Consider the following 25,658-nt stretch of genomic DNA (forward strand, 5'->3'; position numbering starts at 1 on the left):
CCTGTCGTTGCGCGGATTTCTTGCTGAAATCGCGGTATCGGATTCCTGATGAAGTTCCGAAACCCTTGCAGCGCCTCGCGCTGCGCTCAGCGCGCCGGTTCCGCGGGCAGTCGTGCCCAGCCGATGTCGCTGGCATCGCCGGTGCTGTAGGAGTAGTACAGCCAGCCGCTGCCGGGGTCGTAGCTGACTCCGGTCAGCTCGCCACCGCGCGGATCCAGGCACGGCCCGCTGCGGCTCCCGGCCGGCGCATCCACGGCGACCCAGCGCACGTTGCAGCCGTCGCCGGCGGCCACGATCCAGTTGCCGCGGTCAGACGTCACCAGCCGCCGGCTCTGCAGGTAGAACCCGGCATTGGGAACGATCCGCGGCAGCGAGCCGCCGGGATCGGCATGCAGGTCGTCGAGCAGCTGCGGACCGTCCAGCGCCATCCCGGCCTGCCACAACCCCCACGAAGCATTGCGGAAGAACACCACGCGCCGGCTCGCCGGATCGAAGCGCGCCAGGGCGACATCGTCGAGGGTCGCCAGTGGTTGCAGCTGTTCGCCGCTGCGCTGGTACAGGGTCAGCCCGAGCCGCCCGGCGCCGCGGTCGGATACCACCAACAGGCGACCAGGCTCGGCCAGGTAGGCACCGTACGTCGGCCGCCCCTGCGGCAGCACCAGCTTGCGCACCGCACCGGTGGCCGGAGTGATCTCGAACAGCGCCTCGTTGTCGCCATCGGCGCCGATCATCAGCACGGTCTTGCCATCGGCCGACCATGCGGCGGGATGGCGAGGGAACGGTATGAAGTTCTCGATGGGACGCAGCGAGGACGCACGCCCGATCTCGCCCGACCACAACCGCACATCGCCGGTGCGATCGGAGACGAACACGATCTGCCGGCCATCGGGCGACACCGACGGCAGCAGTTCGCTGCCGGAGGACGGGAACACCTTCTCCGGCGCGGCGACCGCTTCGCCCTGCGCGGGAATGCGGACGCGGTACAACGACGTCGGCGTCTCCTCGATCACGAACGCGACCGACGCATCCTTCAATGCAACGCTCGGGAAGCGAGCGTTGCCGATGCCCAGCTCGGTGATCCGCCGCGACTGTACGTCCAGCCGCAGCAGCGACGGCTCCTGGCCCCGGTAGGCGGAGAAAACGATCGACTTGCCATCGGGCGACCAGGCCAGGCCGTAGAGGTTCGATTCGATCCGGGTCAGCCGTTCGGGCTGTCCGCCGGCCGCCGGCACCAGCCACAGGTCACCGCGCGAGACGTTGCGCTGGAATGCGATCCAGCGCCCATCGGGGGAATACTTCGGCGCCAGGTCGAGATCGCTGGCGGCATGCGCGTAGTCGAGCTTGCGCGACGTGCCGGCCGCAAGGTCGAGCACCTCGATCGCGTTCACGCCGGGCTGACCGGCATTGCTGGCGCCGAACACCAGATGCTTTCCGTCCGGGTGCCAACCGAACATGCGCAGGCGATCACTTTCGCAATTCGCCACCGGGTGCGGCTCGCCGCCGGCCGACGCCATCAACATCAGGTGGCAACTGGAACCGGCACCGGACTCACGACGAACACGGTAGAACGCGATCTGTCGGCCATCGGGCGACCATGCCGACATCAGGTCCTGCTCGCCCGCCACGGGATGGGTCAGCGCCCGCGGTTCGACCGGCGCCGTCGTCTGCAGCATCAGCTGCGTGCGCCCTTTACCGTCCACGTCGACATAGGCGCTGTACACGACCTGCGAACCGTCCGGCGACAGACTCGGCGCGAACTCCGCTCCGGGCGCGGAGGTGATTTTCAGGAACGGCGGAGCGGCTTCGTCGCTACCACCGGCTACGCGCTGTGCGCGTTCGCGGTCGGCGCCGATCGCCAGCCACAAGGCGAGACCGAGTGCGGCCAGTGCCGCGACGGTGCCGATGATCCGCAGGGCCGGCCGCGCACGCGGACTGGCCGGCATGGCAACTGGTTGCGCCGGAGGCGGCGTCTGCTCGACAGCCTCCGGGACATCCAGCCACTGCACCGGCGCCAGCAGGCGATAGCCGTGCTTGGCGATGGTCTCGATATAAGGCTCGTCGCTGCCGAACGCCTTGCGCAGCTGCGCCACCGCCTGGGTGACGACGTCGTCGCCGGGCAAGGTGTCGGGCCACACCGTCTCCAGCAGGGTTTCGCGACTGACGACCTTGCCGGCATGACCGATCAGCACGACCAGCAGGTCGATCGCCTTGAGACTCATCCGATGCGGCGCGCCATCGGCGGCAGCGGACGCCGGCGTGATCTCGCGCGCGGCGAGGTCGACCATGCTGTCGCCCACGCGAACGCGCTGGGAAGGCAACGACTGCAACAAGCTTTGATGCTGTTTGGGCATTGCGCGCCAGAACCGGTGTGAGCGACTCCTGGCAGGATTCTAGATCAACTTCGCCAGCGCCACTGGCGCAGGTCATGGTGGGCAACTCACGGCAGCGGGAAGGACGTGCGCCCTTCCCTGCCGCCGCGCCGGAGCGCGGTCCGTGTCCGGATGCATTTCGGTCCGGCTAGAACTTCTGTGAGTAGGTCATGTAGAAGAACCGTCCTCCGATCTCGTAGGCGGGGTCGATGCTGTTGGCGAAGGCGGTGATCGCGATTGGCGGGTCACGATCGAAGGCGTTGTTGACGCCGAGCGTGACCCTCGCGTTCCACGGCGCGTTCCAGTACACCGTCAGGTCGTGGTAGGTCGCACTGGGGATGTTGTTTTCCGGGCGCGCGGCGGGACCGTCGGGCGCCAGGTCCGGATCGTCGCCGTCGAGGTTGGTGAAACGGTTTGGATCCGAACACAGCCGCTCGATCTGCGCCGCCGGCACGTTCGGCGTGCCCACGCACAGCTCGTCCTGCGGCGAGTAGTAGCGCACGTACCAGGTCGCGCCGTAGTCGCCCTTGTCCCAGCGCGCCGACAGGTTGGAACGGATCCGCCAGTTGTTGGTGAAGGTCGAGCCGAAGTATTCGCCGACGTTGTTGCCGGACTCGCCGTTGAGCTGGTCCGGCGAGTACACACCATCGCCGTTGACGTCGATGAAAAGGTCGCTGGTGTAGGCCGTGTCCCAGACGAAGGCGAACTTGCCCCACGACGTCTCCGGCAGCCGGTAGCTGACCGTGAAGTCATAGCCCTCGGTATCGATCGTGCCGATGTTGCTCGGAATCGACAGCAGGTCGCTGACCTGTCCCGACGAAGTACGGCTGATCAGGGCGCAGGCCGCGTCGGTGCCGTTGCGATAGCAGTTGTCGAGGATCGCCTGCCCGGTCTGCAGGAAGATGGCGTCATCGATCTCGACCTGCCACCAGTCCAGCGAGATATCCAGGCCCTGGACGAAGCCCGGACTGTAGACGAAGCCCAGCGTCTTCGACGTCGACAGCTCCGGTTGCAGGTCCGGGTTGCCACCGACGGTGATGCGGATCTGCGGATTGTTCTGGTTGTACTGCGGGATGCCGGCGCATCCGGCCGGGATGTCGTTGTTGGGCGTGCCCTGCAGGCTGCCGGCACAGGGATCGGTGATCGCCGGGAACGAGTCGGCCTGGCCGGCGAACAGTTCGGAGATCGACGGTGCACGGAAGCCTTCGGACCAGTTGCCGCGAATCATCAGGTCGTCGATCGGTTTCCAACGGAAGCCGAACTTGCTGTTGAGGGTGTCGCCGAAGTTGCTGTAGTCCGAGTAGCGCGTGGCCAGGCTGAAATCGAGCAGGCGCGCGAACGGCACGTCCGCCAGCACCGGAATCGCCAGCTCCAGGTACGCCTCGTCGAGCTTGTAGCCGCCACGCGTCGCGGTGCGCGCGTTGCCGGTGGTGTCGCCGGAATTGATCAGCCCGTCGGGTTCGTCGTAGCCGAACTCGGTGCGGTGCTCCAGGCCGAAGGAGAACCCGAGCGCGCCACCAGGCAGGTCGAACAGGTCTCCGCCGACGTTGGCGTAGTAGGTCTTCTGCTTGTAGTAGAACTCGTCGTGGGCGGTGAAGGTCGCGTAATCGATCATGTCCTGGGTCAGCGTGCCCGCACCGCCGAGCAGGTTCATCGGCACGCAGCCATCGATGACCGTGCTGGCGTCGCCGGGGACACTGACGCAGATCGGCGTGCCGGTGGCATCGATCATCGACGGGCCGATCGCATTGACCACCTTGCTGATCTGGAATAACCCGTTGGTGGTGTTGTTGGCCTTGTTGTCGCCGTAGAAGTAACCGGCCTCCCAGTCGAAGAAGCGCTCGCCGATGTCGAACGTACCCTCGAATCCGCCGTCGAACGCGAATGTGCGCACGTCCTGGTTGAACGAGCGTCCACCGGTCTCCGCCATGCGCCGGAAGATCTCGTTGACGTCGCGGCCGTAGGGGTTGTAGATGCTGTCGGCGCTGATGAACTCGGGGTCGCCGGAGCTGGCATCGAAGGCCAGCGGCACCGCCGCCAGCAACTGTTCCGATTTGCGCTGGTTGTAGGTGATCGTGGTCCTGAAGCGGATCTCGTCGGTGATCTCCAGCGTGCCGCTTCCGAACAGCGAGACGCGCTCCTGCGGCGTGATCAGGTAGTTGTCGGGGGCGAAGTTGTAGTTGTCCGCCAGGCCCGCGTTGGGCCGGAATCCAAGTCCCACGCCCGGCGTCGGCACGAAGAAGCCGTAGTCGTCGTTGGGCTGGGTGAAGAACGGGCCCGGATCGTTCTCGTCGACCGGCGGGCGGAAGAACGAGAAGTTGCCATCCGGCGGCGAGAAGCTGCCACCGGTACCGGGAATGGCGCCGAACACCGGCACCGCCGATTGCGGCCGGTCGCCGGCCATGACCGGCTCCTCTTTCACGTAGCCGACACCGAGCATCGTCGACCAGCGATCCGACCTCGAACCGATCAGCACGTCATAGGACTGGCGGAAGCCGTCGCCCTTGTCGTACTGGCCCAGGTAGGCATTGGCTTCGGCGCCGTCGAAGTCCTTGCGCAGGATCACGTTGACGACGCCGGCGATCGCATCGGAGCCGTAGATGGTGGACGCGCCGTCCTTCAGCACTTCGATGCGTTCCACGGCCGCGGTCGGGATCGTGTTGAGATCGACCGCGCCGCCCAGTCCCGTGCCACCGACCCAGCGCCGGCCGTTGACCAGCACCAGCGTGCGATTGGAACCGAGGTTGCGCAGCGACACCCGCGTCTCGCCGTTGCCGGCATTGTTGAACGCGGAGTTGAGCGTGGAGCCGTTGGCGGTGATGTTCTGGATCACATCACCGATCGAGGTCAGGCCCTGCGCCTGGATCTCGTCGCGACTGAGGCTGAAGATCGGCTGCGAGGTCTCGATGTCGGCTCGCTTGATGCGCGAGCCGGTGACTTCGATGCGATCGAGCGTGGTGGTCGTGTCTTCAGTGGCCGGCCCTGCTTGTGCAGGCGCTTCCTGCGCGCCGGCCAGCGCCGGCAGCAGTGCCAGGGTAATGCTGGCCGGCAGCGGCGCGCGCCGCAGTGACGGCCGCGAATGGCAAGGACTCATGGTGGACCTCCGCTTTGCGTTCTGGGCGAATTAACTGCCTGTTAACGCTAAGCGCAGGTGCCATCGAAGCGCCTACCCGCGGTTGGGGAGGGTTGTTACCTGTGTTGGTATTGCTGCGTGATCTGGTGGTTTCCTTTGGGGAGGAGGTGGGGTGTATTCCGCGAACCTCCGCTTCGCTCCGTTTACTGTTCGCGAAATACACCCCACCGCCTCCTTCCGGAAGCTTCTACTGTTCTATTGACTTCAACTGTTGACGAGAGCGCAGTGCCCGCGTGACGCATCCGCGCCGGTCGGACTCGCGCTGTGCCGGCCCTGGACGGTGTCCGTGCCCTCGCTCATTCGCACGTCTGCTCGGTGATCTGGGTCCCGGACGCCCGCGAAAGGAAGTGGTCGTTCCGAACCCACTCGCGCTGGTGAGCCCTCTCCCTCGGGAGAGGGGTTGGGAAGAGGGCCGCCGAAGACCACGCAATGAATTGCCGGAGCGTCGTTCGACGGGCCGGGGATTGATCCGCAGTGGGCCATGGATGGCCCACGCCCCGCATCAGACAGGATGTCTGACTAAGGGGCGGAGCAATCCCCGGGTCGGCGGACGACGCCACAACGGAGCAGGAACGCCGACAAGAGCAACGGCAAAGTCAAAATGGATCCCGGCGTTCGCCGGGACGACGGATCAGACCATCGGCAGCTTCAAGCCCTGTTCCTTCGCGCACGCCTTGGCGATGTCGTAGCCCGCGTCTGCGTGGCGCATCACGCCCGTACCCGGATCGTTCCAGAGGACGCGTGCAATGCGCTTGTCGGCTTCCTCGCTGCCATCGCACACGATCACCACGCCCGAGTGCTGCGAGTAACCCATGCCGACACCGCCACCGTGGTGCAGCGACACCCACGTCGCACCGCCGGCGACGTTGAGCATCGCGTTGAGCAGCGGCCAATCGCTGACCGCATCGCTGCCGTCCTTCATCGCCTCGGTCTCGCGGTTGGGCGACGCCACCGAACCACTGTCGAGATGATCGCGACCGATCACCACCGGCGCCTTCAGCTCGCCATTGCGCACCATCTCGTTGAACGCCAGGCCGAGCTTGTGGCGCAGGCCCAGGCCGACCCAGCAGATGCGCGCCGGCAGGCCCTGGAAGCTGATGCGCTCACGCGCCATGTCGAGCCAGCGGTGCAGGTGCGCGTCATCGGGGATGAGTTCCTTGACTTTGGCGTCGGTCTTGTAGATGTCCTCCGGATCGCCACTCAGCGCGACCCAGCGGAACGGGCCGACACCACGACAGAACAGCGGACGCACGTAGGCCGGGACGAAGCCCGGGAAGTCGAACGCGTTCTCGCAGCCCTCGTCCTTGGCCATCTGGCGGATGTTGTTGCCGTAGTCGAACACCGGGATGCCCATGTCCTCGAATGCGAGCATCGCCTCGACGTGCGTGCGCATCGACTTCTTGGCGGCATCGCGCACGCGACCCGGATCCTCGACCTGCATGCGCTGCCACTGCTCCACGCTCCAGCCGATCGGCAGGTAACCGTGGACCGGATCGTGCGCGCTGGTCTGGTCGGTGACCGCATCCGGACGCACACCGCGGCGCACCAGCTCCGGCAGGATCTCGGCGGCGTTGCCCAGCAGCGCGATCGATTTCGCTTCGCCCGACTCGCAGTACTTCTCGATGCGCGCCAGCGCGTCATCGAGGTCGCTGGCCTGCTCGTCGACGTAGCGCGTGCGCAGGCGCATGTCGATGCGGCTCTGCTGGCATTCGATGTTGAGGCTGCACGCACCGGCCAGCGACGCCGCCAGCGGCTGCGCGCCGCCCATGCCACCCAGGCCGGCGGTGAGGATCCACTTGCCCTTGAGGCTGCCGCCGTAGTGCTGGCGGCCCATCTCGACGAAGGTTTCGTAGGTGCCCTGGACGATGCCCTGGCTGCCGATGTAGATCCAGCTGCCGGCGGTCATCTGCCCGTACATCATCAGGCCCTTCTTATCGAGCGCGTTGAAGTGCTCCCACGTTGCCCAGTGCGGCACCAGGTTGGAATTGGCCAGCAACACGCGCGGCGCATCGGCATGGGTCGGGAACACGCCCACCGGCTTGCCGGATTGGATCAGCAGGGTCTCGTTGTCTTCCAGCTCGCGCAGCGACTTGAGGATCGCGTCGTAGCTCTCCCAGTCGCGCGCGGCGCGGCCGATGCCGCCGTAGACCACCAGCTCGGTCGGGCTCTCGGCGACTTCGGCGTCGAGGTTGTTCTGGATCATCCGATAGGCGGCTTCGCTCAGCCACGACTTGCAGCTCAACTCGGTTCCGCGCGGGGCACGGATGACGCGGGAAGGATCTTTGCGGGTGGACATCGGACGACTCCGGCAGGCGGCGGGCCGGCCATGCGGGGGGCATGGCCGCAGTGAAGGACTGGAAAGGAATTATCGCGCCCGGTGTGCGGCGCGGTGTCGCCGACGGAGCGCAAACCACGCCTTTCGAGCATCTTGCGAGCCTCGGGGAGCAGTTTTGTATACGCTGTATACATGAGCCGATCCAATCACCCGGTCAGCGACACCGCCACCCGCATCCTGCGCGCGGCGCAGGCACTGTTCGACCGCGAGGGTGCGCAGGGCGTCAGCATGCGCCGTGTCGCCGCCGCTGTCGGTGTGACGCCGATGGCGATCTATCGACACTTCCCCAATCGCGAGTCGTTGCTCAAGCGCATGAGCGACGACAGCTTCGACGCGATCGCACGTCACTGGCATGCGCGCGGCAGCGGTGGTGACGTCGGCGAACGATTGCTGGCGGTGCAGCGCATCTACCTCGATTTCGCCCTCGCCTACCCGCACCGCTTCGATTACGCCTTCTCGACCCCGCGCAACGACGCACGACGATTCCCGGAGGACTTCCACGCGCGCCTGTCGCCGACCCTCAACGTCGTCGCCGACGCGGTTGCCGACGCGATGCGCGCCGGCCTGCTGCGCACGGACGATGTCTGGGATGTGACGATGACGCTATGGGCACACACCCATGGCCTGATCGCGCTGTACCGCGCCGGACGTTTCAGTTTCGACGAGGCCGCATTCCGCCGCTACTACGATGCTTCGCTGCAGCGGCTGATGACGGGTCTGCAACGGTAGGCGCCCGCTCCTACGGAATCCGCACGCGCGGTTCCACCGGCGGAATATCGTTCGGCGGCGGTGGCTCCGGCGTCGGTTCGGCTTCGATCCGATCGAGTTCGCGTTCCTTGCCCACACGCCAGGCATCGTGATCGGCCTGCTTCTGGTCGAATTCCTGACGAAGCTCGTTGCTGCGCGTGGGTTCGGCACCGCGCTCGCGGTCCAGGCGCGCGCGATCGTTCTGCAATTGCTGGTCGCCTCGGTCGATATCGCTACGCACGCCGTCGGCCTGGACGCGGCGACTGGCCGCGTCGATGTCGCGCCCCAGCTTGGCGGCGTCGTTGCCGGCACGCGTGGGCTTGCTGCTCACCGGCGAGGTTGGTGGCGGTATTGGCGCGACCAGCGGCCTGGGTTGCAGCGAGTTCGACTGTGCCTGCGCATACGACGATGCCGCCAGCAACGTGGCAAACACCATTGGCAGCGCCAGGTTCATGCGCGGCATCACGTCCAGTGCGTCACTTGATCGAGGGATCAAGGCGACGAAGGGCGTCGGCGATGTCCACCTGGCCGGTGCGGTCAAGGTCATCGCGGCCATAGGAGCGCCCCGGACCCTGCGCGCACGCCGGCTTGCCGGTCTTGCGGTCGGCGGTGCGGATGCGCGAGCCGGTGTATTGCAGGCAGTTGTACGGAGCCTGCTCGGCGAGCTTGTCGCCAGGAACGTTGCTGGCCGTGGCGTCGGCCTGACCGAAGTCGGCCTGTGCGGCCAACTGCGTATCGGCCTGCGCCGGCGCGGTGGCCTGAGTGGCCGGAGCGGACTGCGCGGAGACCGCGAACGAGGATGCCAGCAGGCATGCCGCGATCAGGGTGGGGGTCATGCGGTTCATGGCATCACCTTTGGCATCTATGCCAGGGGTACAGCGGCAGGCATTGCCGCGATTCCACGATACGCCGGGGCCGCGGCAAAGGCGGTTGCGTGGGTGCCGGCGTTTAAGCGTTCGTCAGGCTTGTGGACAGGTCGCCTGGCGGCCTTCACGGAACGCGACCGCCTCGGCCTCGCCGACCGGACGCGGCTCGAGGCCATCATCGAACAGCACCCGCCACACGCCGTCCGCCCCGCGGTGCCAGACCGAGTTGAAGGCACCGATGCGGTAGCGATGCTCGGCCTTCGGGTCGGGATCCTCGAACAGCGACGGGCCGCTCGACCAGGCGATGTCGCCGACGCCCCCTATCGTGGTCCGCGTCGGGTACCAGGCGAGCTTGAAGCGCTTGCCTGCGATGATCCCGGTCCAGCGCCGGGTGATCAGGTCGCGGCCGCGGGTCGGCTCCGGGCCGCTGGCACCGAAGGCCGCGTCCGGTTCCAGGTGCGAGGCGAATGCCGCGGCGTCGTGATCGGCCACCGATTGGGCAAAGCTCAGTTCGCGTGCCCAGACCTGGCATTCCTCGGCGCTCAGGCGCGCTGTCGGAACCGGCTTGGTCGGCTGCTGCGCACCGGCGGAAGCGAACACGAACAGCAGGGCAACGCTTGCCAGACCGGTTGCGTGACGAACTGCCAGTGGCTTCATGACGGCGCTCCTCGGACGAGGCGCCACTATCGGCAAGGTTGCCGCCCGCGACCAGCGACGAAAGTCATGCCGCAACACAGGCTGGCTATCATCGCCCGATGCCCTCGATACGTTTCGCGGCCGCGGCCGCCTGCCTCGCCCTCGCTTCTGCCCTGTCCGGCTGTACCACTGCCCCGCCGCACGCAGCGGTGGCGTCCGCGTCGGCGACGTTGCCGGCCCGCGCCGACAGCCTGTTGCTGGTATCCATCGACGGCTTCCGTGCCGACTACCTCGACCGGGGCATCACCCCCAACCTGGCGCGCATCGCCGCGCAGGGCGTGCGCGCGCAGTGGATGAACCCGTCCTACCCGTCGCTGACCTTCCCCAATCACTACACGCTGGTCACGGGGCTGCGCCCGGACCATCACGGCATCGTCCACAACAGCATGTGGGAAGACCGGCTGGGCACGTTCCGGGCGTCCGACCGGACCGCCGTGGGGACCTCGCAGTGGTGGGGCGGCGAGCCGATATGGGTCGGTGCGGACAAGGCCGGGCTGCGCACCGCGACGATGTTCTGGCCCGGTAGCGAAGCACCGATCAAGGGCCGCCGACCGCAACGCTGGATGCCATTCGACAAGAACCTCAGCGCCGACGCTCGCGTCGACCAGGTTCTGGCGTGGCTGGACGAACCGGCTTCGACGCGTCCGCAACTGGCGACGCTGTACTTCGACCAGCTCGATGTCGCCGGTCACGACCACGGGCCGGATTCACCGCAGGTGCAACAGACGATCATCGAACTCGATGCCGCGATCGGTCGCCTGCTCGATCGCCTCGATGCGCGCGACCAGCTCGATCGCATCAACCTGATCATCGTCTCCGACCACGGCATGGCCAGCGTCGGCCCGGGCCACGTAATCGCGGTGGAGGACATGGTCGCGCCCGAAGACGCCACCGTCGTCTCTGTCGGCCAGTCGATCGGCATCGCGCCCAAACGCGGGCGCAAGGCAATGGTGGAGAAGCAGCTGCTCGGCGAACACGCGCAGTACGACTGCTGGCGCAAGGACGAACTGCCCGAACGCTGGCACTACGGCAGCAATCCGCGCGTGCCGGCGATCATTTGCCAGATGCACGAAGGCTGGGACGCCTTGGCGCGGGAAAAGGTCACCGAGCGTCCGCCCGGCATCACCCGCGGCTCGCACGGTTTCGATCCGGCACTGCCGTCGATGCGGGCGATCTTCCTGGCCCGCGGCCCGTCGTTCCGCCAAGGTGCGGTGTTGCCCGCGTTCGACAACGTCGATGTCTATCCACTGCTGGCCAGGCTGCTGAAGGTCGCGCCTGCTCCCAATGATGGCGATCCGGCGACGTTGTTGCCGGCATTGCGAGACCAGGGGCGCTGAGCCTAGCCGCTCTGGCTGCAAGGGCTGACCGGCCCACCCGGAAGTCTCCGTTCGAAAAGGTGAGTGCGTACGCGCCGCCGCTTGCGGATCTCCCTGCCATGCCCATGATCGACATCTACGCTTCGCCCGGCACGTTTGCCGATCCCGCGCGTCTGGCTCGCGAAGCCGCCAGTGAGCTCATGGCGGCGGAACAGTTGCCCGACCTTCCGATATTCCGTGCGAATACCGCTGCCTTCGTGCACGACGTGCAGTTCCTCGCAGATGTCAACGGCGACGGCGCCTGCGTCCGCGTACAGGTGCTGACGCCTCACGGCGCGCTTGATCGCGACAAGCAGAGGGATGCGGTCGCTCGCCTCACGACACTCGTGGCTGCCTCCAGCGCCGTGCCTGCGGATCGCGTGTGGGTACTGCTGACGGAAGCCACAGAGGGTGGCTGGGGCATTGGAGGCCACGCGCTGGGTGCGGAAGACATCGCCGCGGTCGTGAACCAGGCATAGGCACCCGTTGTCCCGGGCAAAGCGAGCGACCGGCCGTCCAGCAGCGTCCGGCGGGCCACTCCACGTCCATGTCCGAATCCGGCCAGTCGATGCCCCGCGTCGGTGCTAGCCTGCACCCATGGCGAACGTGTCCCCCACCCATTCCGACTCGCTTCCCGACTGGCAGGTCTGCGAGCAGGCGCGCAAGAGTCGCGATCCGCGCTTCGACGGCCTGTTCTTCACCGCGGTGCCGAGCACGCGCATCTATTGCCGTCCGGTGTGTCCGGCGCCGATGGCGAAGAAGGTGGCCTATTACCGCCACGCCGCCGCGGCCGAAGCCGCCGGTTTCCGTCCCTGCCTGCGCTGCCGGCCCGAGTTGTCGCCCGATGACGGCAGCTGGCGTCGCGGCGATGCGGCGGTGGCGCGTGCGCTCAAGCTGATCGACGACGGCGCATTGGCCGAGCAGCCGCTGTCGGCACTGGCCGAACGCGTAGGTCTGGGCGAACGGCAGTTGCGACGGCTGTTCGTCGACCGCGTCGGCGTGGCGCCGATCGGCGTGCACGGCACGCGACGCCTGCTGTTCGCCAAGCAATTGCTGACCGAGACGACGCTGCCGATCACCGAAGTCGCACTGGCCTCGGGCTTCGGCAGCCTGCGCCGCTTCAACGATGCCTTCCGCGCCGCCTACCGCATGGCGCCGCGCGACCTGCGCAAGCAACGCGACCACGTGCGCCACGACACCAGCCAGGCCCTCGTCCTGCGCCTGGGCTACCGACCGCCGTACGACTTCGAGGCGATGCTCGATTTCCTCCGCGGCCGCGCCTTGCCCGGCGTCGAGGTCGTCGACGCGCACAGCTACTCGCGCGTGATCGGCCCGATCGAACAGGCCGGCTGGTTGCGCGTGAGCGCCTCGCCCGGTGGCGAGCACGCGCTGAAGCTGGAGTTGTTCGGTCCGGCGCCGGCACGACTGTTGGAAATCGTGCAACGCCTGCGCCGCATGTTCGACCTCGACGCCGACCCGCAGGCGATCGCCGCGGCCTTGTCCGGTGACCCCAGGCTGGCCCCGCTGCTGGCGAAACGACCCGGATTGCGCCTGCCCAGCGGCTGGGACGGTTTCGAGATCGCGGTGCGGGCGATCATCGGCCAACAGGTTTCCGTTGCCGCGGCGCGCACGGTCGCCGCGCGTCTGGCGCAACGCTTCGGCCAGCCGCTGCCGCATCCCTTCGCGCCCGGCCTGGAGCATCTGTTCCCGACCGCGCAGGCACTGGCCGATGCCGACCTGGGCGCAAGCGGCATGACCCGCGCGCGCGCCGAAACGGTACGCACGGTCGCACGCGCATTGCTCGACGGCCGGGTCGACTTCCGCGCCGAGCGCACGCTCGACGATTTCGCTTCGCGTTGGGTGGCCTTGCCGGGCATCGGACCGTGGACCGCGCAATACATCGCCCTGCGCGCGCTCGGCCATCCCGACGCCTTCCCTGCCGAGGACCTGGTGCTGCAGCGCGCGGTCCCTGCGGACGGATCACGCCTGAGCGCGAAGGCACTGACCGCCGCGTCGCAAGCCTGGCGTCCGTGGCGTGGCTACGCGGTCATCCACCTGTGGCGGGACACGATGACGGCACCGTTGCCGGCCGCGGCGCCACCGGCACGCAAACCTGCGCGCAAGACGACCGCAATCCGGCGCCGCGGCGCGGAAGCCACGGGCGCGACACCGTGATCGTGCACACCACCATCGCCAGCCCGGTCGGCCCGCTGCTGCTGGCGACGAGCGATGACGGCATGCACCTGATCGAGTTCCATAGCCCGCGCCACCCGATGCGACGCGATGCCCACTGGCAGGAAGGCGACAACGCGCTGCTGCGCTTGGCCCGGCATCAGCTCGACGAGTACTTCGCCGGCAAACGCCACCAGTTCGAATTGCCGCTGGCGCCGCAGGGCACGCCGTTCCAGTGCGAGGTCTGGCACACGCTGGCAGCCATCCCCTACGGCGAGACGATCAGCTACGCGCAACTGGCGCAGCGCGTTGGAAAACCGAGTGCGGTGCGTGCGGTCGGCGCGGCCAACGGCCGCAATCCGTTGCCGCTGGTGTTGCCCTGCCACCGCGTGATCGGCAGCGACGGCAGCCTGACCGGCTTCGGCGGCGGCCTGCCGACCAAGCACTTCCTGCTGCGCATGGAAGGCGCCCTCGCCGAGAGCGCCGACCTTTTCACCGCGCCTGCATAGCGCCGGGATCAGCCCATCAACTGCGTCATCGCCGCCCGATAGCGCGCGGCGATCGCATCACGCTGCACATGATGCCCGCCAACCACCACGCGGCGTCCGCCCACATGCACATCGCGCACCAGGTTGCGGTTGCCGCTGAAGATCCAGCGGTCGATCGCATCAGCGCCGGTCAGCCCGAACAGCGGCGGCGCATCGGTGTCGAGCACGACCGCGTCGGCGAACTCGCCGACGGCCAGACGGCCGATGGCATGGCCGGTCGACTGTCGCGCACTGGCGGACACATCGGCCAGCAACGTCTCGCCGACGCTCGGTGACGTCGCTCGCACCGCGATGTTGCGATGGCGGGTGATCAGTCGCTGGCCGTATTCCAGCCAGCGCAGCTCTTCCACCGGCGACACCGAAATGTGCGAGTCAGAACCGATGCCCCAGCGTCCACCGGCGGCAAGATAATCGCGCAGCGGGAACAGGCCATCGCCGAGGTTGGCCTCGGTGGTCGGGCAGATCGCCACCGTTGCACCGGTGCGGGCGATGCCCTGCACTTCCACGGCGTTGAGATGGGTGGCATGGACCAGCGTCCAGCGCGCATCGACGGCGGCGTTGTCGAGCAGCCATTCGACCGGTCGCGCATTGCGGATCGCCAGGCAGTCCTGCACCTCGCCGACCTGCTCGGCGATGTGGATGTGCACCGGCATGGCCGGCGGCAACGCGGCCAGCACCGCCTTCATCGCATCGGCCGGGACCGCGCGCAGGCTGTGCAGTGCGCAGCCGACGTGCAGGTCGGGCGCGGCCTCTTCGCACAGCGTGTCGATCAGACGCAGGTAGGCATCGAGATCGTGGCCAAAACGGCGCTGGCGCTCGCCCAGGGCGCGACCGTCGAAGCCGCCGGTCATGTACAGCACCGGCAGCAGCGTCAGGCGGATGCCGGTTTCGCGGGCGGCGGCGACCAGCGCGCGCGACATCGCCGCCGGGTCGTCGTACGGGCGACCGTCGGGCGCGTGGTGCAGGTAGTGGAACTCGCAGACCGTCGTGTACCCCGCCTCGAGCATCTCGGCGTACAGCTGCGCGGCGACATCCTTGAGCAGCTCCGGAGTGAAGCGCGCGGCGAAGCGGTACATCGTCTCGCGCCAGGTCCAGAACGAGTCCTCGGGATTGGTCTGGCGCTCGGCCATGCCCGCCATCGCCCGCTGGAAGGCATGCGAATGCAGGTTGGCGATGCCCGGCACGATCCAGCTGGCACTGGCGGTGGGTTCTGCGGAGTCGATTGCGACGATCCGGCCCTGGTCGTCGATGTCGAATCCGGCATCGGCCTGCCAGCCGCCCGGGGTCCACAGCATCGCGGCGTCGAGTGTCTTCATGGCGCCGATTGTCGCCCGGTCGGCCGGCGTTGGCGAATTGCCGGCGCCTGTCCCCGAGGACCACAGTGGACGGGGAAACGTGGCTAGAATCGCCGACATGACTGCAAGTACCCACCCGGCCTGGGATGGCATCGTCCTCGGCGTTTCGCTGGCCACGCTGGACTCGCCGCAGGGCTATGCCGAAATCCACGATGGCGCGCTTGCCTGGAAAGGCGACCTGCTGACCTTCGTCGGCGCCCGCAAGGACCTGCCCGACGCCCCCCAGCGCCTTGCCCGCGAAGTGATCGAGACCAAGGGCTGGATCACGCCCGGGCTGGTCGACTGCCACACCCACCTGGTGTTCGCCGGCGATCGCGCCCGCGAGTTCGAGCTGCGCCTGCAGGGCGCCAGCTACGAAGACATCGCCCGCGCCGGTGGCGGCATCCTCTCCACCGTCGCCGCCACCCGCGCCGCCGATGAAAGCGAACTGCTGCGCCAGTCGCTGCCGCGCGCGCATGCGCTGATCACCGACGGCGTGACCACGCTGGAAATCAAGTCCGGTTACGGCCTCGACTTCGAGAACGAACGCAAGATGCTGCGCGTCGCGCGCCGGCTCGACCAGCTCGGCATCGGTGTGCGCACCACTTACCTCGCCGCGCACGCGCTGCCGCCGGAGTACGCCGGGCGCAGCGACGACTACATCGACGCGGCCATCGAATGGCTGCCGCGCCTGCACCACGACGCCCTGGTCGATGCGGTCGATGCGTTCTGCGAAGGCATCGGTTTCAGTCCGGCGCAGACACGCAAGCTGTTCGAGGCGGCGCGTTCGCTCGGGCTGCCGGTCAAGCTGCACGCCGACCAGCTCAGCGACCTGGGCGGTGCCGCGCTGGCTGCCTCGTTCGACGGCCTGTCGGCCGACCACGTCGAGCACACCAGTCTCGACAGCGTGCGCGCGATGGCCGCCCACGGCACCGTCGCGGTGCTGTTGCCCGGCGCATTTCATGTGCTGCGCGAAACCCGGCTGCCACCGCTGGATGCCTTCCGCGAGCACGGCGTTGCCATGGCGGTGGCGACCGACTGCAACCCGGGCACGTCGCCGCTGCAATCGCTGCGACAGGCCATGCAACTGGCGTGCACGCATTTCCGCCTGACCCCGGAAGAAGCACTTCGCGGCGCCACGGTGCATGCGGCGCGCGCGCTCGGGCTGCACGACCGCGGTGTCCTGCGCGTGGGGACGCGCGCCGACTTCGCGCTGTGGAACATCCACCACCCCGCCGAGCTTTGTTACTGGCTCGGCGGCCGCCTGGCGCAGGCGGTCTATGCGGGCGGGCACCGCGTCATCTGACGCACGACTTCTGACCCACGACTTCACCACTCATCACGCTCAACTTGGGGATACAGCATGCGTTTTCCGTTCGTCTTCGGCCTGACCCTGTCCATGGCCGCCGTTCCCGCGCTGGCCGCCACGAACGAGGCCGCGCACCGGCTCGCCCAGGATTCGATCATCGTCGATACGCACATCGATGCGCCGGGCGAGCTGATGTCGCACTGGGACGATCTGGGAGTGGCGACGCCGGGCAAGGAGTTCGACTATCCGCGCGCGCGCCAGGGCGGGCTCGCCATCGGCTTCATGTCGATCTACACCTCGCCTGACCAGGACAACGCCGGCACCGCCTGGCAGAGCGCCAACACGCAGATCGATGCGGTCGAGGCGATGGTCGGCCGGCATCCGGACAAGTTCGCCAAGCTGACCTCGCCCGCCGACGTGGCGCGCCAGCGCCAAGGCGGCAAGGTGCTGCTGGCGCTGGGCATGGAGAATGGCGCGCCGATCGGCGACGACCTGTCCCAGCTCGCCGCCTTCCACAAGCGCGGCGTGCGTTACATCACCCTCGCCCACAGCGCCAACAATCGCATCAGCGATTCCTCCTACGCGTTGCAGAAGAAGTGGGGCGGGCTGAGTCCGTTCGGCGAGAAGGTCGTCGCCGAGATGAATCGCCTGGGCATCATGGTCGATGTCTCGCACCTGTCGGACGATTCGATCCGCGACGTGCTCGCCGCCACCGACGTGCCGGTGATCGCCAGTCATTCGGGCATGCGTCATTTCACGCCGGGCTTCGAGCGCAACATCAGCGACGAGCTGGCCAAGGCGGTGGCGGCCGAGGGTGGCGTTGTGCAGCTGGTGTTCGGCACCGGCTTCATCGATGCAAAGGCGGCGTCCGATCTGCAGGCTTCGTTCCAGGCCGAGGCGGACTTCGATCGCGAGAACGCGGCGCTGGTCGCGGCCGGCAAGCCGGCGCGCTCGAAGGACGATTTCGAGAAGGCGTGGAAGGATGCGCATCCGATGCCGGTCACGCACATTGCTGCGGTGCTCGACCAGATCGACTACGCGGTCAAGCTGATCGGCGTCGACCATGTCGGCATCGGTTCGGACTTCGACGGCGTCAGCGGCAACCTGCCGGTCGAGCTGAAGTCGGTCGCCGACTATCCCAACCTGGTCGCCGGCCTGCAGGCACGCGGCCATTCCGATGCGGACATCCGCAAGATCCTCGGCGGCAACCTGCTGCGGGTGTGGACGGCTGTTGAGAAGGCGGCGACGGCACGCTGAGCCACAAAAAAGCCCCGCCGGAGCGGGGCTTTTTCGTTCGGAGCAGCGCCGGGGCGCTTATTCCTTGGAAGCGGTCTTCTTGGCCGGGGCCTTCTTGGCAGCCGGGGCCTTGGCCACGGTCTTGGTCGCCTTCTTGGCGACCGGCGCAGCGGCGTTGCCGGTGGCCTTGGTCACGGTCGAGCTGCTGCGGGCGTTGCCGTAGCTGGAGTTGTAGCGCTTGCCTTTGGCGGTCTTGCGGTCGCCTTTACCCATGGTCGTGCTCCTGGAACTATCGAAAATCCGCACGAAGGGTGCGGCGTTATAAGAATGCGCGGCCGCAAAGTCTATCACGCGCCCGCCCGCAGCCCCCACCTTCCGGCGCCTAGACCCGCAACCCCCCAGGAAGCCCATCTGGAGCGCAGCCCCCTTAGTAAGGGGGCGCCCCGGCAGGAGCAGGGATTGGGAGACAAGAGCTGGGGCCCAAGATTTGCTGCAAGCAAATTTGGGGATTGACCTCAATGCGCAGCAGTGAGGTCAATGAACGCAAGTAGCGTCGTGGATGTGCCCGAGGCGCAGATTCGCCAGGTGGCCAAGCCCAACCAACGTGCCGCCGAGGGTCATCGTGATGGCATGCGGGATCAGGCTTTCGTGCAGCGGGCGGTAAAGCACGCCCAGCCACAGCAGCAGCAGGCCGGGGACGACCAGCGAAAGGGCGCGCAGGCCATGGTGGCGGCGGTAACCCCATAGGGTGCTGAAGAGCCCCAGGCCGGTGGCGAAGATCACGAAGCCGGCCTCGAAGCTGCTTCCCAGCCAGGTCGCCACGCCCAGCGAAGGCAGCGTCGCGATCAGCACCGGCAGCAGCGCGCAGTGGATCGCGCACAGCAGCGAGCCGAAGGCGCCGAGGCGGTCGAGCAGGCGGCGGGGGCGGACAAGGGGCATGGGCATGACTTCCGGGGGAGTGCGGCATCCTTGGTTGTTATAATATAACATTCCACGGAATCCGCCACGCCACTTTACCCGAACCCATGCCCAATCGCTGCATGCCCCCACGCCTCCCCCTCGCCCTGGCCCTGGCCATCGCCCTCCCCTTTGCCGCCCAGGCTGCCCAGCCAGCCGATGCGGCGGGTGCAGCGGACCAGCACGACCACCAGCAGCCCACCGACCTGGCGGGGGTCGAGGTCAAGGCCACGCCGCTGGCGGGTACCGCCGAAGACCTCGCGCGACCGGTCGAGGTACTGACGGGCGAGAAGCTCGATGAAATGAAGGCGAACTCGATCGGCGAGACGGTCAGCAAGCTGCCGGGCGTGCAGAGTTCCTATTTCGGCCCGGGCGTTGGACGGCCGATCGTGCGCGGCTTCGATGGCGCCCGCGTGCAGGTGCTCAGCGACGGCCTCGGTTCCGGCGACGTCTCCACGGTGAGCGTCGACCATGCAGTCAGCGTCGAGCCGTTCCTGGCCGACCAGATCGAAGTGCTCAAGGGTCCGGCAACGCTGCTCTATGGCAGCGGCGCGATCGGCGGCGCGGTCAATGTCGTCGACGGACGCATCCCCGAAGGCGTGACGGACGAACCGCTGCAAGGCCGCGCCGAACTGCGTGGCAATTCGGTCAACGACGAGACCACCGGCATGTTCCGCCTCGACGGCACCTCCTCCGGCGGCGGCTTCGTCTTCCACGTCGATGGCCTGCACCGCGAGACCGGCGACTACGACATCCCCGGCTATCCGGAAAGCGCCCAGCGCATGGCCGAGGAAGGCGAAACGCCCGACCCGGCCGAGAAGGGCACGCTGCCCAATAGCGCGGTGCGCACCGACAGCGGCGCGCTTGGTGTGACCTGGGTCGGCAGCCGCGGCTTCCTCGGCGTCGGCGCCAGTCTGTTCAACACGCGCTACGGCATCCCGGGCGCAGCGCACGAACATGCCGACGAAACTCCCGGCGCACCCGTCGAGGAAGAGGAAGGCCCGGTCACCATTTCCATGGACCAGCACCGCTATGAAATGCGCGGCGGTCTCGACAACCTCGGCCCGTTCAAGTCGCTGCGCGCGAAGGTCGCGCGCACCGAGTACACGCATACCGAATTCGAAGGCGAGGAAACGGGAACGGTGTTCGAGAACACCAGCACCGAAGGCCGCGTCGAACTCGTCCACGAACCGCTGCTCGGCTGGGATGGCGCCGTCGGCGTGCAATGGGGCCAGCGCGACTTCGAAGCGATCGGCGCCGAGGCGTTCGTGCCGCCGTCGAAGTCGCACGACGCCGGCCTGTTCTGGCTCGGCGATCGCACGTTCGGTGCGTTCAAGGCCGAGCTCGGCGCACGCCTGGACCGCAACAGCATCGACGTCGACCAGGCCACCGCGATCGGTCCGGATCGCGACTTCAATACCAGCAGCCTGTCGGCGGCGTTGAAGTGGGACATCAACCAGTCCTGGCACATGTCGTTCGGACTCGACCGCGCACAGCGCTCGCCGACCGCCGAGGAGCTGTATTCCAACGGCCTGCACGTCGCCACCTCGAGCATCGAGCTGGGTTCGCCCGAACTCGACGCCGAGACCGCCAACCGCGCCGAAATCGGACTGCACTGGCACAGCGGCCCGTTCAAGCTGGGCGCCTCGCTTTACCACGTGCGTTATGACGACTTCATCTACCTCGCCGACACCGGCATCGAGGATGCCGATGGTCCGGTGCGCGTGTGGACGCAGGACAACGCGCGCTTCAACGGTGCCGAAGCCGAGGCCAGCTGGAACTTCGCCGACAGCATGGGCGCCGACTGGGAACTGCGCGTCTTCGGCGACATGGTGCGCGGCGAACTCAGCGGCAGCGGAACGCGCGAGTTGAGCTTCTCCGTGCCGCACGGCGATCACAGCGACGACTACACCATCGACCTCGCCCGTGGCGGCAATCTCCCGCGCATCGCGCCCGGCCGTGTCGGTGGCGAAGTGCGCTGGGAGCGTGGCCAGTGGCGCGCCTCGCTCGGCGCGGTGCGCTATGCCAAGCAGGACGACGTGGCCGAGTTCGAGACCGCAACGCCGGGCTACACGCTCGTCGACGCGCACGTGGCCTGGCACGCCGACACCGCCGCCGGCAACGCATGGGAACTGTTCGTCGACGGCAGCAACCTGCTCGACGAGGAAGCCCGCGTGCACACGTCCTTCCTCAAGGATGTCGCCCCCCTGCCCGGCCGCGGATTCGCCTTCGGCGTGCGCGCGTTCTTCTGACCCGCGCCACACCCGGGTCCAAGCAGAAACGCCGGCTCAACGCCGGCGTTTCTGTTTTCGCGACAAGCCCGTCTCCACCCCGCCAGGACCCGCCGCAGTGGCCCGCCGCAGCCTTGAATCTTTCCCTTCCGCCGAAATAGGTGTATATGCACGTATATGCAAACCACTACTCACAGCCAGTGCACCTGCTTCCGCCTGCGCAAGCTGGCGCGGCTGGTCAGCCAGCGCTACGACCGCGAGCTGGCCCAGGTCGGCATCAACATCAACCAGTACTCGATCCTGCGCCGTGCCAGCGTGCAACCGCGGGCCCTGGGCGAACTGGCCCGTGAACTGGGCATGGACCGCACCACGCTCAGCCGCGACGTGAAGCCGCTCATCGCCGCCGGCTGGGTCGAGCTGGCCAGTGGTGAGGATGCTCGCCAGCGCATGGTCAAGGTCACCGCCAACGGCAAGCGGCTGGTCGCCCGCGCCCAGCCGATCTGGCGCCAGGCCCAGGATGCGATCGAGTCCAGCCTCTGGGCCAGGCCAACATCCAGGCCCTGCACGAACGGCTCGACCAGGCCGCGCACTCGCTCGATAGCGGAGCACGCGCATGAGCACCGCATCCGCCCAACCCCTGCCCCATGCGATGACCCGCTACTGGCCACTGGTGCTGGCGGCAACCGCCATGCTGATGATCACCATGGGCGTGCGCCAGTCGCTGGGTCTGTTTGTCGCACCGATCGGACGCAGCACCGGACTGGGTGTGGCGCAGATCTCTTTCGCCCTCGCCGTCGGCCAGTTCGTCTGGGGCGCGGTGCAACCGGTGTTCGGCGCGATCGCCGACCAGAAAGGCCCGGGGCGCGTGCTCGTCTTCGGCGGCCTGCTGCTGGCCGTCGGCATGGCGCTGGCACCGATGCTGGACTCCTCCTGGGGCCTGCTGTTGAGCGTTGGCGTGTTGTCGGCCGCGGGCGCAGGCGCGGGCAGTTTCTCGATCCTGATCGGCGCGACCGCGCGGCACATGCCCGCCGAGAAGCGCTCGATGGCGGCAGGCGTCATCAATGCCGGTGGCTCGTTCGGCCAGTTCCTGTTCGCGCCCCTGGTGCAGGCGGTGATCAGCGCGGCCGGCTGGGCGGCGGCGATGTGGACCCTGGCGCTGTCGGCACTGGCGACGCTGCCACTGGCCTGGCCATTGCGTCGCCGCGGTGGAGATGAAGCGGCGTCGCAATCGCAGGCAGACGCCGGCATCAGCCTGCGCCAGCAACTGCACATCGCCCTGCGCGATCGCAGCTACTGGCTGCTGCATCTGGGCTTCTTCACCTGCGGCGTGCACATCGCCTTCCTGGTCACGCACCTGCCGGGTGAGATCGCACTGTGCGGTTTGCCGGCAAGCGTGTCGGCGATATCGCTGGCACTGATCGGTCTGTTCAATGTCGCCGGCAGTCTCGGCGCCGGCTGGCTCGGCCAGCGTTACCGGATGAAGCACCTGCTCGCGCTGATGTACGCCAGCCGCGCGGTGATGATCGCGATCTACCTCGTCTCGCCGCCGACGCCGCTGACCTTCTTCGTGTTCTCGGCAGGACTCGGCCTGACCTGGCTGGCCACCGTGCCACCCACCGCCGGCCTGGTCGGCAAGCTGTTCGGTCCGCGTTACCTGGGCACGCTGTTCGGCCTGACCCTGCTGTCGCACCAGCTCGGCGGCTTCTTCGGCGCCTGGGTCGGTGGGCTGGTGATGGAACGCTTCGGCGATTACAGCTGGATGTGGTACGCCGACATGGCGCTGGCCGCCGCCGCGGCGATCGCCAACCTTCCAATTCGCGAGAGCCGGCCCGCTTTGCAGGCAGCGGCAGCGTGATTCTCAGTAGCTGCAATTGCCATTACCGGAGGCGGGTCGATCTTTGCAGTCGGGCTTGACGGCAATGTGATCCCCGAAGCGCACAAACAGAAGCTGCACATTGCCTGCGGAGAATTCGCATGCGGCACCCAACGGCCGCAAATCCGCACCGCGGCGTCGCGCATTGCACGCGACGGTTGCCACTTGGCGATCCGGACGTCGCCACGGACAGTGTCCGACTTCATCCTCCGGAGGTCGTAATGAACGTTCCTGCAGCAAGCGTCATGGCGTTGTCCAGCCTGGTCTCGATTGTCGCGCCCGTCGATGCGATCGCCTCCGACGGCACGATCTACATCAAGGGAGCGATCGTCCAGCCGACGATGGACCCCACCCGCTCCACAACCCGCAAGGCCGAAGGCGACGAGCCACGGTACTCCATGCGCGACCGCCCGCTACCGCTGAAACTGGAGTTGGAGTTGCTCGACTACTACGCCCAATACATGCATGAGTTCGGCGTGGCGCAAGCGCAGTTGACCCTGCGGACGTCGGTGTACGAGTAGCCGCGGGCTCAGGCCGCTTCCTTGCCCGCACAATCCGCGCAGACCCCGTGCACTTCCAGCGTCTGCGCCTGCGCGGTGAATCCCAGCGCGCGTGCACGCGAATCGAGCAGCTCGACGATGCGTTCGTCTTCGAGCTCGGTCGCCGACTGGCAGCGGTCGCAGATCAGGAACGGCACGGCGTGCTGTGCCGCGCCGGGGTGGTGGCAGCCAACGTAGGAGTTGATCGAAGCCAGCTTGTGGATGAACCCGTGCTCGAGCAGGAAGTCGAGCGCGCGGTACACAGTCGGCGGCGCGGCGGCGTCGTGCGTGGCCTTCATCTGGTCCAGCAGTTCATAAGCCTTGACCGGCCGGCCGGCATCGGCGATCAGGCGCAATGCATGCGCGCGGATCGGCGTGAGCCGCAGGCCACGCTGCTCGCACGACCGCTCCACCTCCTGCACGAAGGCGTCGCCGTCGTGGACGTGGTGCTTGGGGTCGGTGCAGGCGTGGTCGTGTTGGCTCATCGGGATGGGGTCGGCTATGGCCTTGATTTATGCCCCGGCCGGCACTTTTGCAAGGGCCGCATCAATGCGCGCCACGGCCTCGCCCTGCCCCGCCAGGTAGACGGTCTGGGAGATGTCCGGGCTGACCTGCGTGCCGGTGATGGCCACGCGCAACGGCTGGGCGACCTTGCCCATGCCGATCGCGAGTGCTTCTGCGGTCTCGTGCAAGGCCGCCGACACGCTCTCCGCGCTCCACTGCGTCAGGGCTGCCAGGCGCTCGCGCGCGTCGGCCAGAGGCGCACGCGCGGCGGCGCCCAGGTGCTTGGCAACCGCGGCATCGTCGTAGTGCGTCAGCGGCTGGAACCACACCGCCGCGCGTTCGGCCATTTCCTTGAGTGTCTGCACGCGGTCGCGCAGGGCGATGACGACGTCCTTCGCCGCCGGGCCCTTGTCGAGGTTGTAGCCGTGCTCGCGCAGGTGCCACAGCAGGTGCTCGCCGACGTCTGCCGGATCGTCGGACTTCAGGTACTGCTGGTTGAGCCAGCCAAGCTTGGCCGGGTCCAGGCGCGAGGCCTTGGAGTTCACGTCCTTGAGGTCGAACAGCTCGATCATCTGCTCGATCGAGAACACTTCCTGGTCGCCGTGCGACCAGCCCAGCCGCACCAGGTAGTTGAGCAGCGCGTGCGGCAGGTAGCCCATGTCGCGGTACTGCATGACGTCGGCCGCGCCGGTGCGCTTGGACAGCTTGGCGCCGTCCGGGTCGAGGATCATCGGCAGGTGGGCGAAATGCGGCACTTCGGCGTCGAGCGCGCGGTAGATGTTGATCTGTCGCGGCGTGTTGTTGACGTGGTCGTCGCCGCGCACGACATCGGTAATGCCCATGTCGAGATCATCGACCACCACGGCGAAGTTGTAGGTGGGATAGCCGTCGGAACGGAAGATCACCAGGTCGTCGAGCTCACCGTTGGCGAACTCGATGCGACCCTTGACCTTGTCGTCCCACGCGACGACGCCGTCGTACGGGTTCTTGAAGCGGATGACGCGGTTTGGATCCTCGCGATAGCCTTCCTTGCGCTCGCGGTAGGCACCGTTGTAGCGCGGCTTGTCGCCGGCGATGATCGCGGCCTCGCGCATGGCCTCGAGCTCGGCCTTGGTCTCGTACGCGTAGTAGGCGGTACCGTCCGCGACCATCTGCTCGGCGACCTCGCGGTAGCGATCCAGACGCTGGGTCTGGTAGATCGGGCCCTCGTCGTAACCCAGGCCCAGCCAGTCCATTGCCTCCAGGATCGCGTCGATCGCCTCCTGGGTGCTGCGCTCGCGGTCGGTGTCCTCCACGCGCAGGATGAACTGCCCGCCGCGACGTCGCGCTTCCAGCCAGCAATACAGCGCGGTGCGCGCGCCGCCGATGTGCAGGTAGCCGGTGGGACTGGGGGCGAAACGGGTACGGCAGCTCATGCGGGGGGCTCGGACGGCGGAAAACGGGGATTTTACCGG

General features: G+C 67.5%; 21 protein-coding genes and 1 pseudogene. 11 read left to right on the plus strand and 11 right to left on the minus strand.

The annotated features are described in order from the left end of the window. Positions 1–86 precede the first annotated feature (86 nt). The 3 genes from HIV01_RS08350 to hutU form a co-directional block, all read right to left on the minus strand. Positions 87–2,330, minus strand: coding sequence for a winged helix-turn-helix domain-containing protein (locus HIV01_RS08350; protein WP_200609554.1), 2,244 nt, complete (start codon positions 2,328–2,330; stop codon positions 87–89). Between the two features lie 187 nt (positions 2,331–2,517). Beyond that, positions 2,518–5,463, minus strand: a complete 2,946-nt coding sequence (locus tag HIV01_RS08355; RefSeq protein WP_207527139.1) for a TonB-dependent receptor domain-containing protein — start codon at positions 5,461–5,463, stop codon at positions 2,518–2,520. Positions 5,464–6,133: 670 nt separating this feature from the next. Then, positions 6,134–7,798 carry a urocanate hydratase gene (hutU, locus tag HIV01_RS08360; protein ID WP_200606413.1) on the minus strand — a complete coding sequence of 555 codons (1,665 nt, stop codon included), beginning with the start codon at positions 7,796–7,798 and terminating at the stop codon, positions 6,134–6,136. A 171-nt stretch (positions 7,799–7,969) separates the two neighbouring features. Between hutU and HIV01_RS08365 the strand changes: the two genes are divergently transcribed. Then, positions 7,970–8,566, plus strand: coding sequence for a TetR/AcrR family transcriptional regulator (locus tag HIV01_RS08365; protein WP_200606415.1), 597 nt, complete (start codon positions 7,970–7,972; stop codon positions 8,564–8,566). A gap of 10 nt (positions 8,567–8,576) precedes the next feature. Here the strand turns inward: HIV01_RS08365 and HIV01_RS08370 are convergent, their stop codons facing one another. The 3 genes from HIV01_RS08370 to HIV01_RS08380 all read right to left on the minus strand — a co-directional run bounded on the left by HIV01_RS08370 (position 8,577) and on the right by HIV01_RS08380 (position 10,107). Beyond that, positions 8,577–9,038 carry a hypothetical protein gene (locus HIV01_RS08370; protein WP_207527140.1) on the minus strand — a complete coding sequence of 154 codons (462 nt, stop codon included), beginning with the start codon at positions 9,036–9,038 and terminating at the stop codon, positions 8,577–8,579. Between the two features lie 22 nt (positions 9,039–9,060). Continuing rightward, complete coding sequence (locus HIV01_RS08375) at positions 9,061–9,429, minus strand: hypothetical protein (RefSeq protein ID WP_200606419.1); 369 nt, start codon at positions 9,427–9,429, stop codon at positions 9,061–9,063. A gap of 114 nt (positions 9,430–9,543) precedes the next feature. Beyond that, the gene (locus HIV01_RS08380; RefSeq protein WP_245156950.1) at positions 9,544–10,107 is read right to left on the minus strand and encodes a YybH family protein; all 564 of its coding nucleotides are present in this window, start codon (positions 10,105–10,107) and stop codon (positions 9,544–9,546) included. A 98-nt stretch (positions 10,108–10,205) separates the two neighbouring features. Between HIV01_RS08380 and HIV01_RS08385 the strand changes: the two genes are divergently transcribed. From HIV01_RS08385 to HIV01_RS08400, 4 genes are all read left to right on the plus strand, one after another. Next, positions 10,206–11,483 (plus strand): alkaline phosphatase family protein, encoded by a 1,278-nt coding sequence (locus HIV01_RS08385; protein ID WP_200606420.1) that lies wholly within the window; start codon positions 10,206–10,208, stop codon positions 11,481–11,483. Positions 11,484–11,581: 98 nt separating this feature from the next. Continuing rightward, positions 11,582–11,980, plus strand: coding sequence for a tautomerase family protein (locus tag HIV01_RS08390; protein WP_207527141.1), 399 nt, complete (start codon positions 11,582–11,584; stop codon positions 11,978–11,980). Between the two features lie 118 nt (positions 11,981–12,098). Next, positions 12,099–13,676, plus strand: coding sequence for a DNA-3-methyladenine glycosylase 2 family protein (locus tag HIV01_RS08395; RefSeq protein WP_207527142.1), 1,578 nt, complete (start codon positions 12,099–12,101; stop codon positions 13,674–13,676). Beyond that, positions 13,673–14,182 (plus strand): methylated-DNA--[protein]-cysteine S-methyltransferase, encoded by a 510-nt coding sequence (locus HIV01_RS08400; RefSeq protein WP_245156951.1) that lies wholly within the window; start codon positions 13,673–13,675, stop codon positions 14,180–14,182. The genes HIV01_RS08395 and HIV01_RS08400 overlap by 4 nt, the downstream gene beginning before the upstream one ends. 8 nt (positions 14,183–14,190) lie before the next feature. On the opposite strand, the gene HIV01_RS08405 is transcribed toward HIV01_RS08400, so the two are convergent. Next, positions 14,191–15,537: a formimidoylglutamate deiminase gene (locus HIV01_RS08405; RefSeq protein WP_200606423.1), complete on the minus strand. Its 1,347-nt coding sequence runs from the start codon at positions 15,535–15,537 to the stop codon at positions 14,191–14,193. A gap of 97 nt (positions 15,538–15,634) precedes the next feature. On the opposite strand from HIV01_RS08405, the gene hutI reads away from it, so the two are divergent. Both hutI and HIV01_RS08415 read left to right on the plus strand, forming a co-directional pair. Next, on the plus strand, positions 15,635–16,861 hold the full coding sequence (hutI, locus tag HIV01_RS08410; RefSeq protein WP_200606424.1) for an imidazolonepropionase: 1,227 nt from the start codon (positions 15,635–15,637) through the stop codon (positions 16,859–16,861). Between the two features lie 57 nt (positions 16,862–16,918). Continuing rightward, the gene (locus HIV01_RS08415; protein ID WP_200606425.1) at positions 16,919–18,121 is read left to right on the plus strand and encodes a dipeptidase; all 1,203 of its coding nucleotides are present in this window, start codon (positions 16,919–16,921) and stop codon (positions 18,119–18,121) included. A 57-nt stretch (positions 18,122–18,178) separates the two neighbouring features. On the opposite strand, the gene HIV01_RS08420 is transcribed toward HIV01_RS08415, so the two are convergent. Together HIV01_RS08420 and HIV01_RS08425 are read right to left on the minus strand one after the other, a co-directional pair. Beyond that, positions 18,179–18,373, minus strand: a complete 195-nt coding sequence (locus HIV01_RS08420) for a 30S ribosomal protein THX (RefSeq protein ID WP_200606426.1) — start codon at positions 18,371–18,373, stop codon at positions 18,179–18,181. A gap of 261 nt (positions 18,374–18,634) precedes the next feature. Further along, positions 18,635–19,039, minus strand: a complete 405-nt coding sequence (locus tag HIV01_RS08425) for a MerC domain-containing protein (RefSeq protein WP_200606427.1) — start codon at positions 19,037–19,039, stop codon at positions 18,635–18,637. Between the two features lie 101 nt (positions 19,040–19,140). Between HIV01_RS08425 and HIV01_RS08430 the strand changes: the two genes are divergently transcribed. The 4 genes and pseudogenes from HIV01_RS08430 (at position 19,141) to HIV01_RS08445 (ending at position 23,682) form a co-directional block, all read left to right on the plus strand. Beyond that, positions 19,141–21,309 carry a TonB-dependent receptor gene (locus HIV01_RS08430; protein ID WP_245156952.1) on the plus strand — a complete coding sequence of 723 codons (2,169 nt, stop codon included), beginning with the start codon at positions 19,141–19,143 and terminating at the stop codon, positions 21,307–21,309. 156 nt (positions 21,310–21,465) lie between these two features. Continuing rightward, positions 21,466–21,672, plus strand: a pseudogene (locus HIV01_RS18240) (MarR family transcriptional regulator); the annotation flags it as partial. A 229-nt stretch (positions 21,673–21,901) separates the two neighbouring features. Beyond that, positions 21,902–23,143, plus strand: coding sequence for an MFS transporter (locus HIV01_RS08440; RefSeq protein ID WP_200606430.1), 1,242 nt, complete (start codon positions 21,902–21,904; stop codon positions 23,141–23,143). Positions 23,144–23,382: 239 nt separating this feature from the next. Then, positions 23,383–23,682 carry a hypothetical protein gene (locus HIV01_RS08445; protein ID WP_200606431.1) on the plus strand — a complete coding sequence of 100 codons (300 nt, stop codon included), beginning with the start codon at positions 23,383–23,385 and terminating at the stop codon, positions 23,680–23,682. An 8-nt stretch (positions 23,683–23,690) separates the two neighbouring features. Here HIV01_RS08445 and HIV01_RS08450 read toward each other — a convergent pair whose 3' ends face one another. After that, on the minus strand, positions 23,691–24,185 hold the full coding sequence (locus HIV01_RS08450; protein WP_158733536.1) for a transcriptional repressor: 495 nt from the start codon (positions 24,183–24,185) through the stop codon (positions 23,691–23,693). Between the two features lie 27 nt (positions 24,186–24,212). Then, complete coding sequence (gene gltX, locus HIV01_RS08455) at positions 24,213–25,619, minus strand: glutamate--tRNA ligase (RefSeq protein WP_200606433.1); 1,407 nt, start codon at positions 25,617–25,619, stop codon at positions 24,213–24,215. Between the last annotated feature and the right edge of the window lie 39 nt (positions 25,620–25,658).

Source organism: Lysobacter arenosi (assembly GCF_016613475.2).
In the GTDB taxonomy this organism is placed as follows: domain Bacteria; phylum Pseudomonadota; class Gammaproteobacteria; order Xanthomonadales; family Xanthomonadaceae; genus Lysobacter_J; species Lysobacter_J arenosi.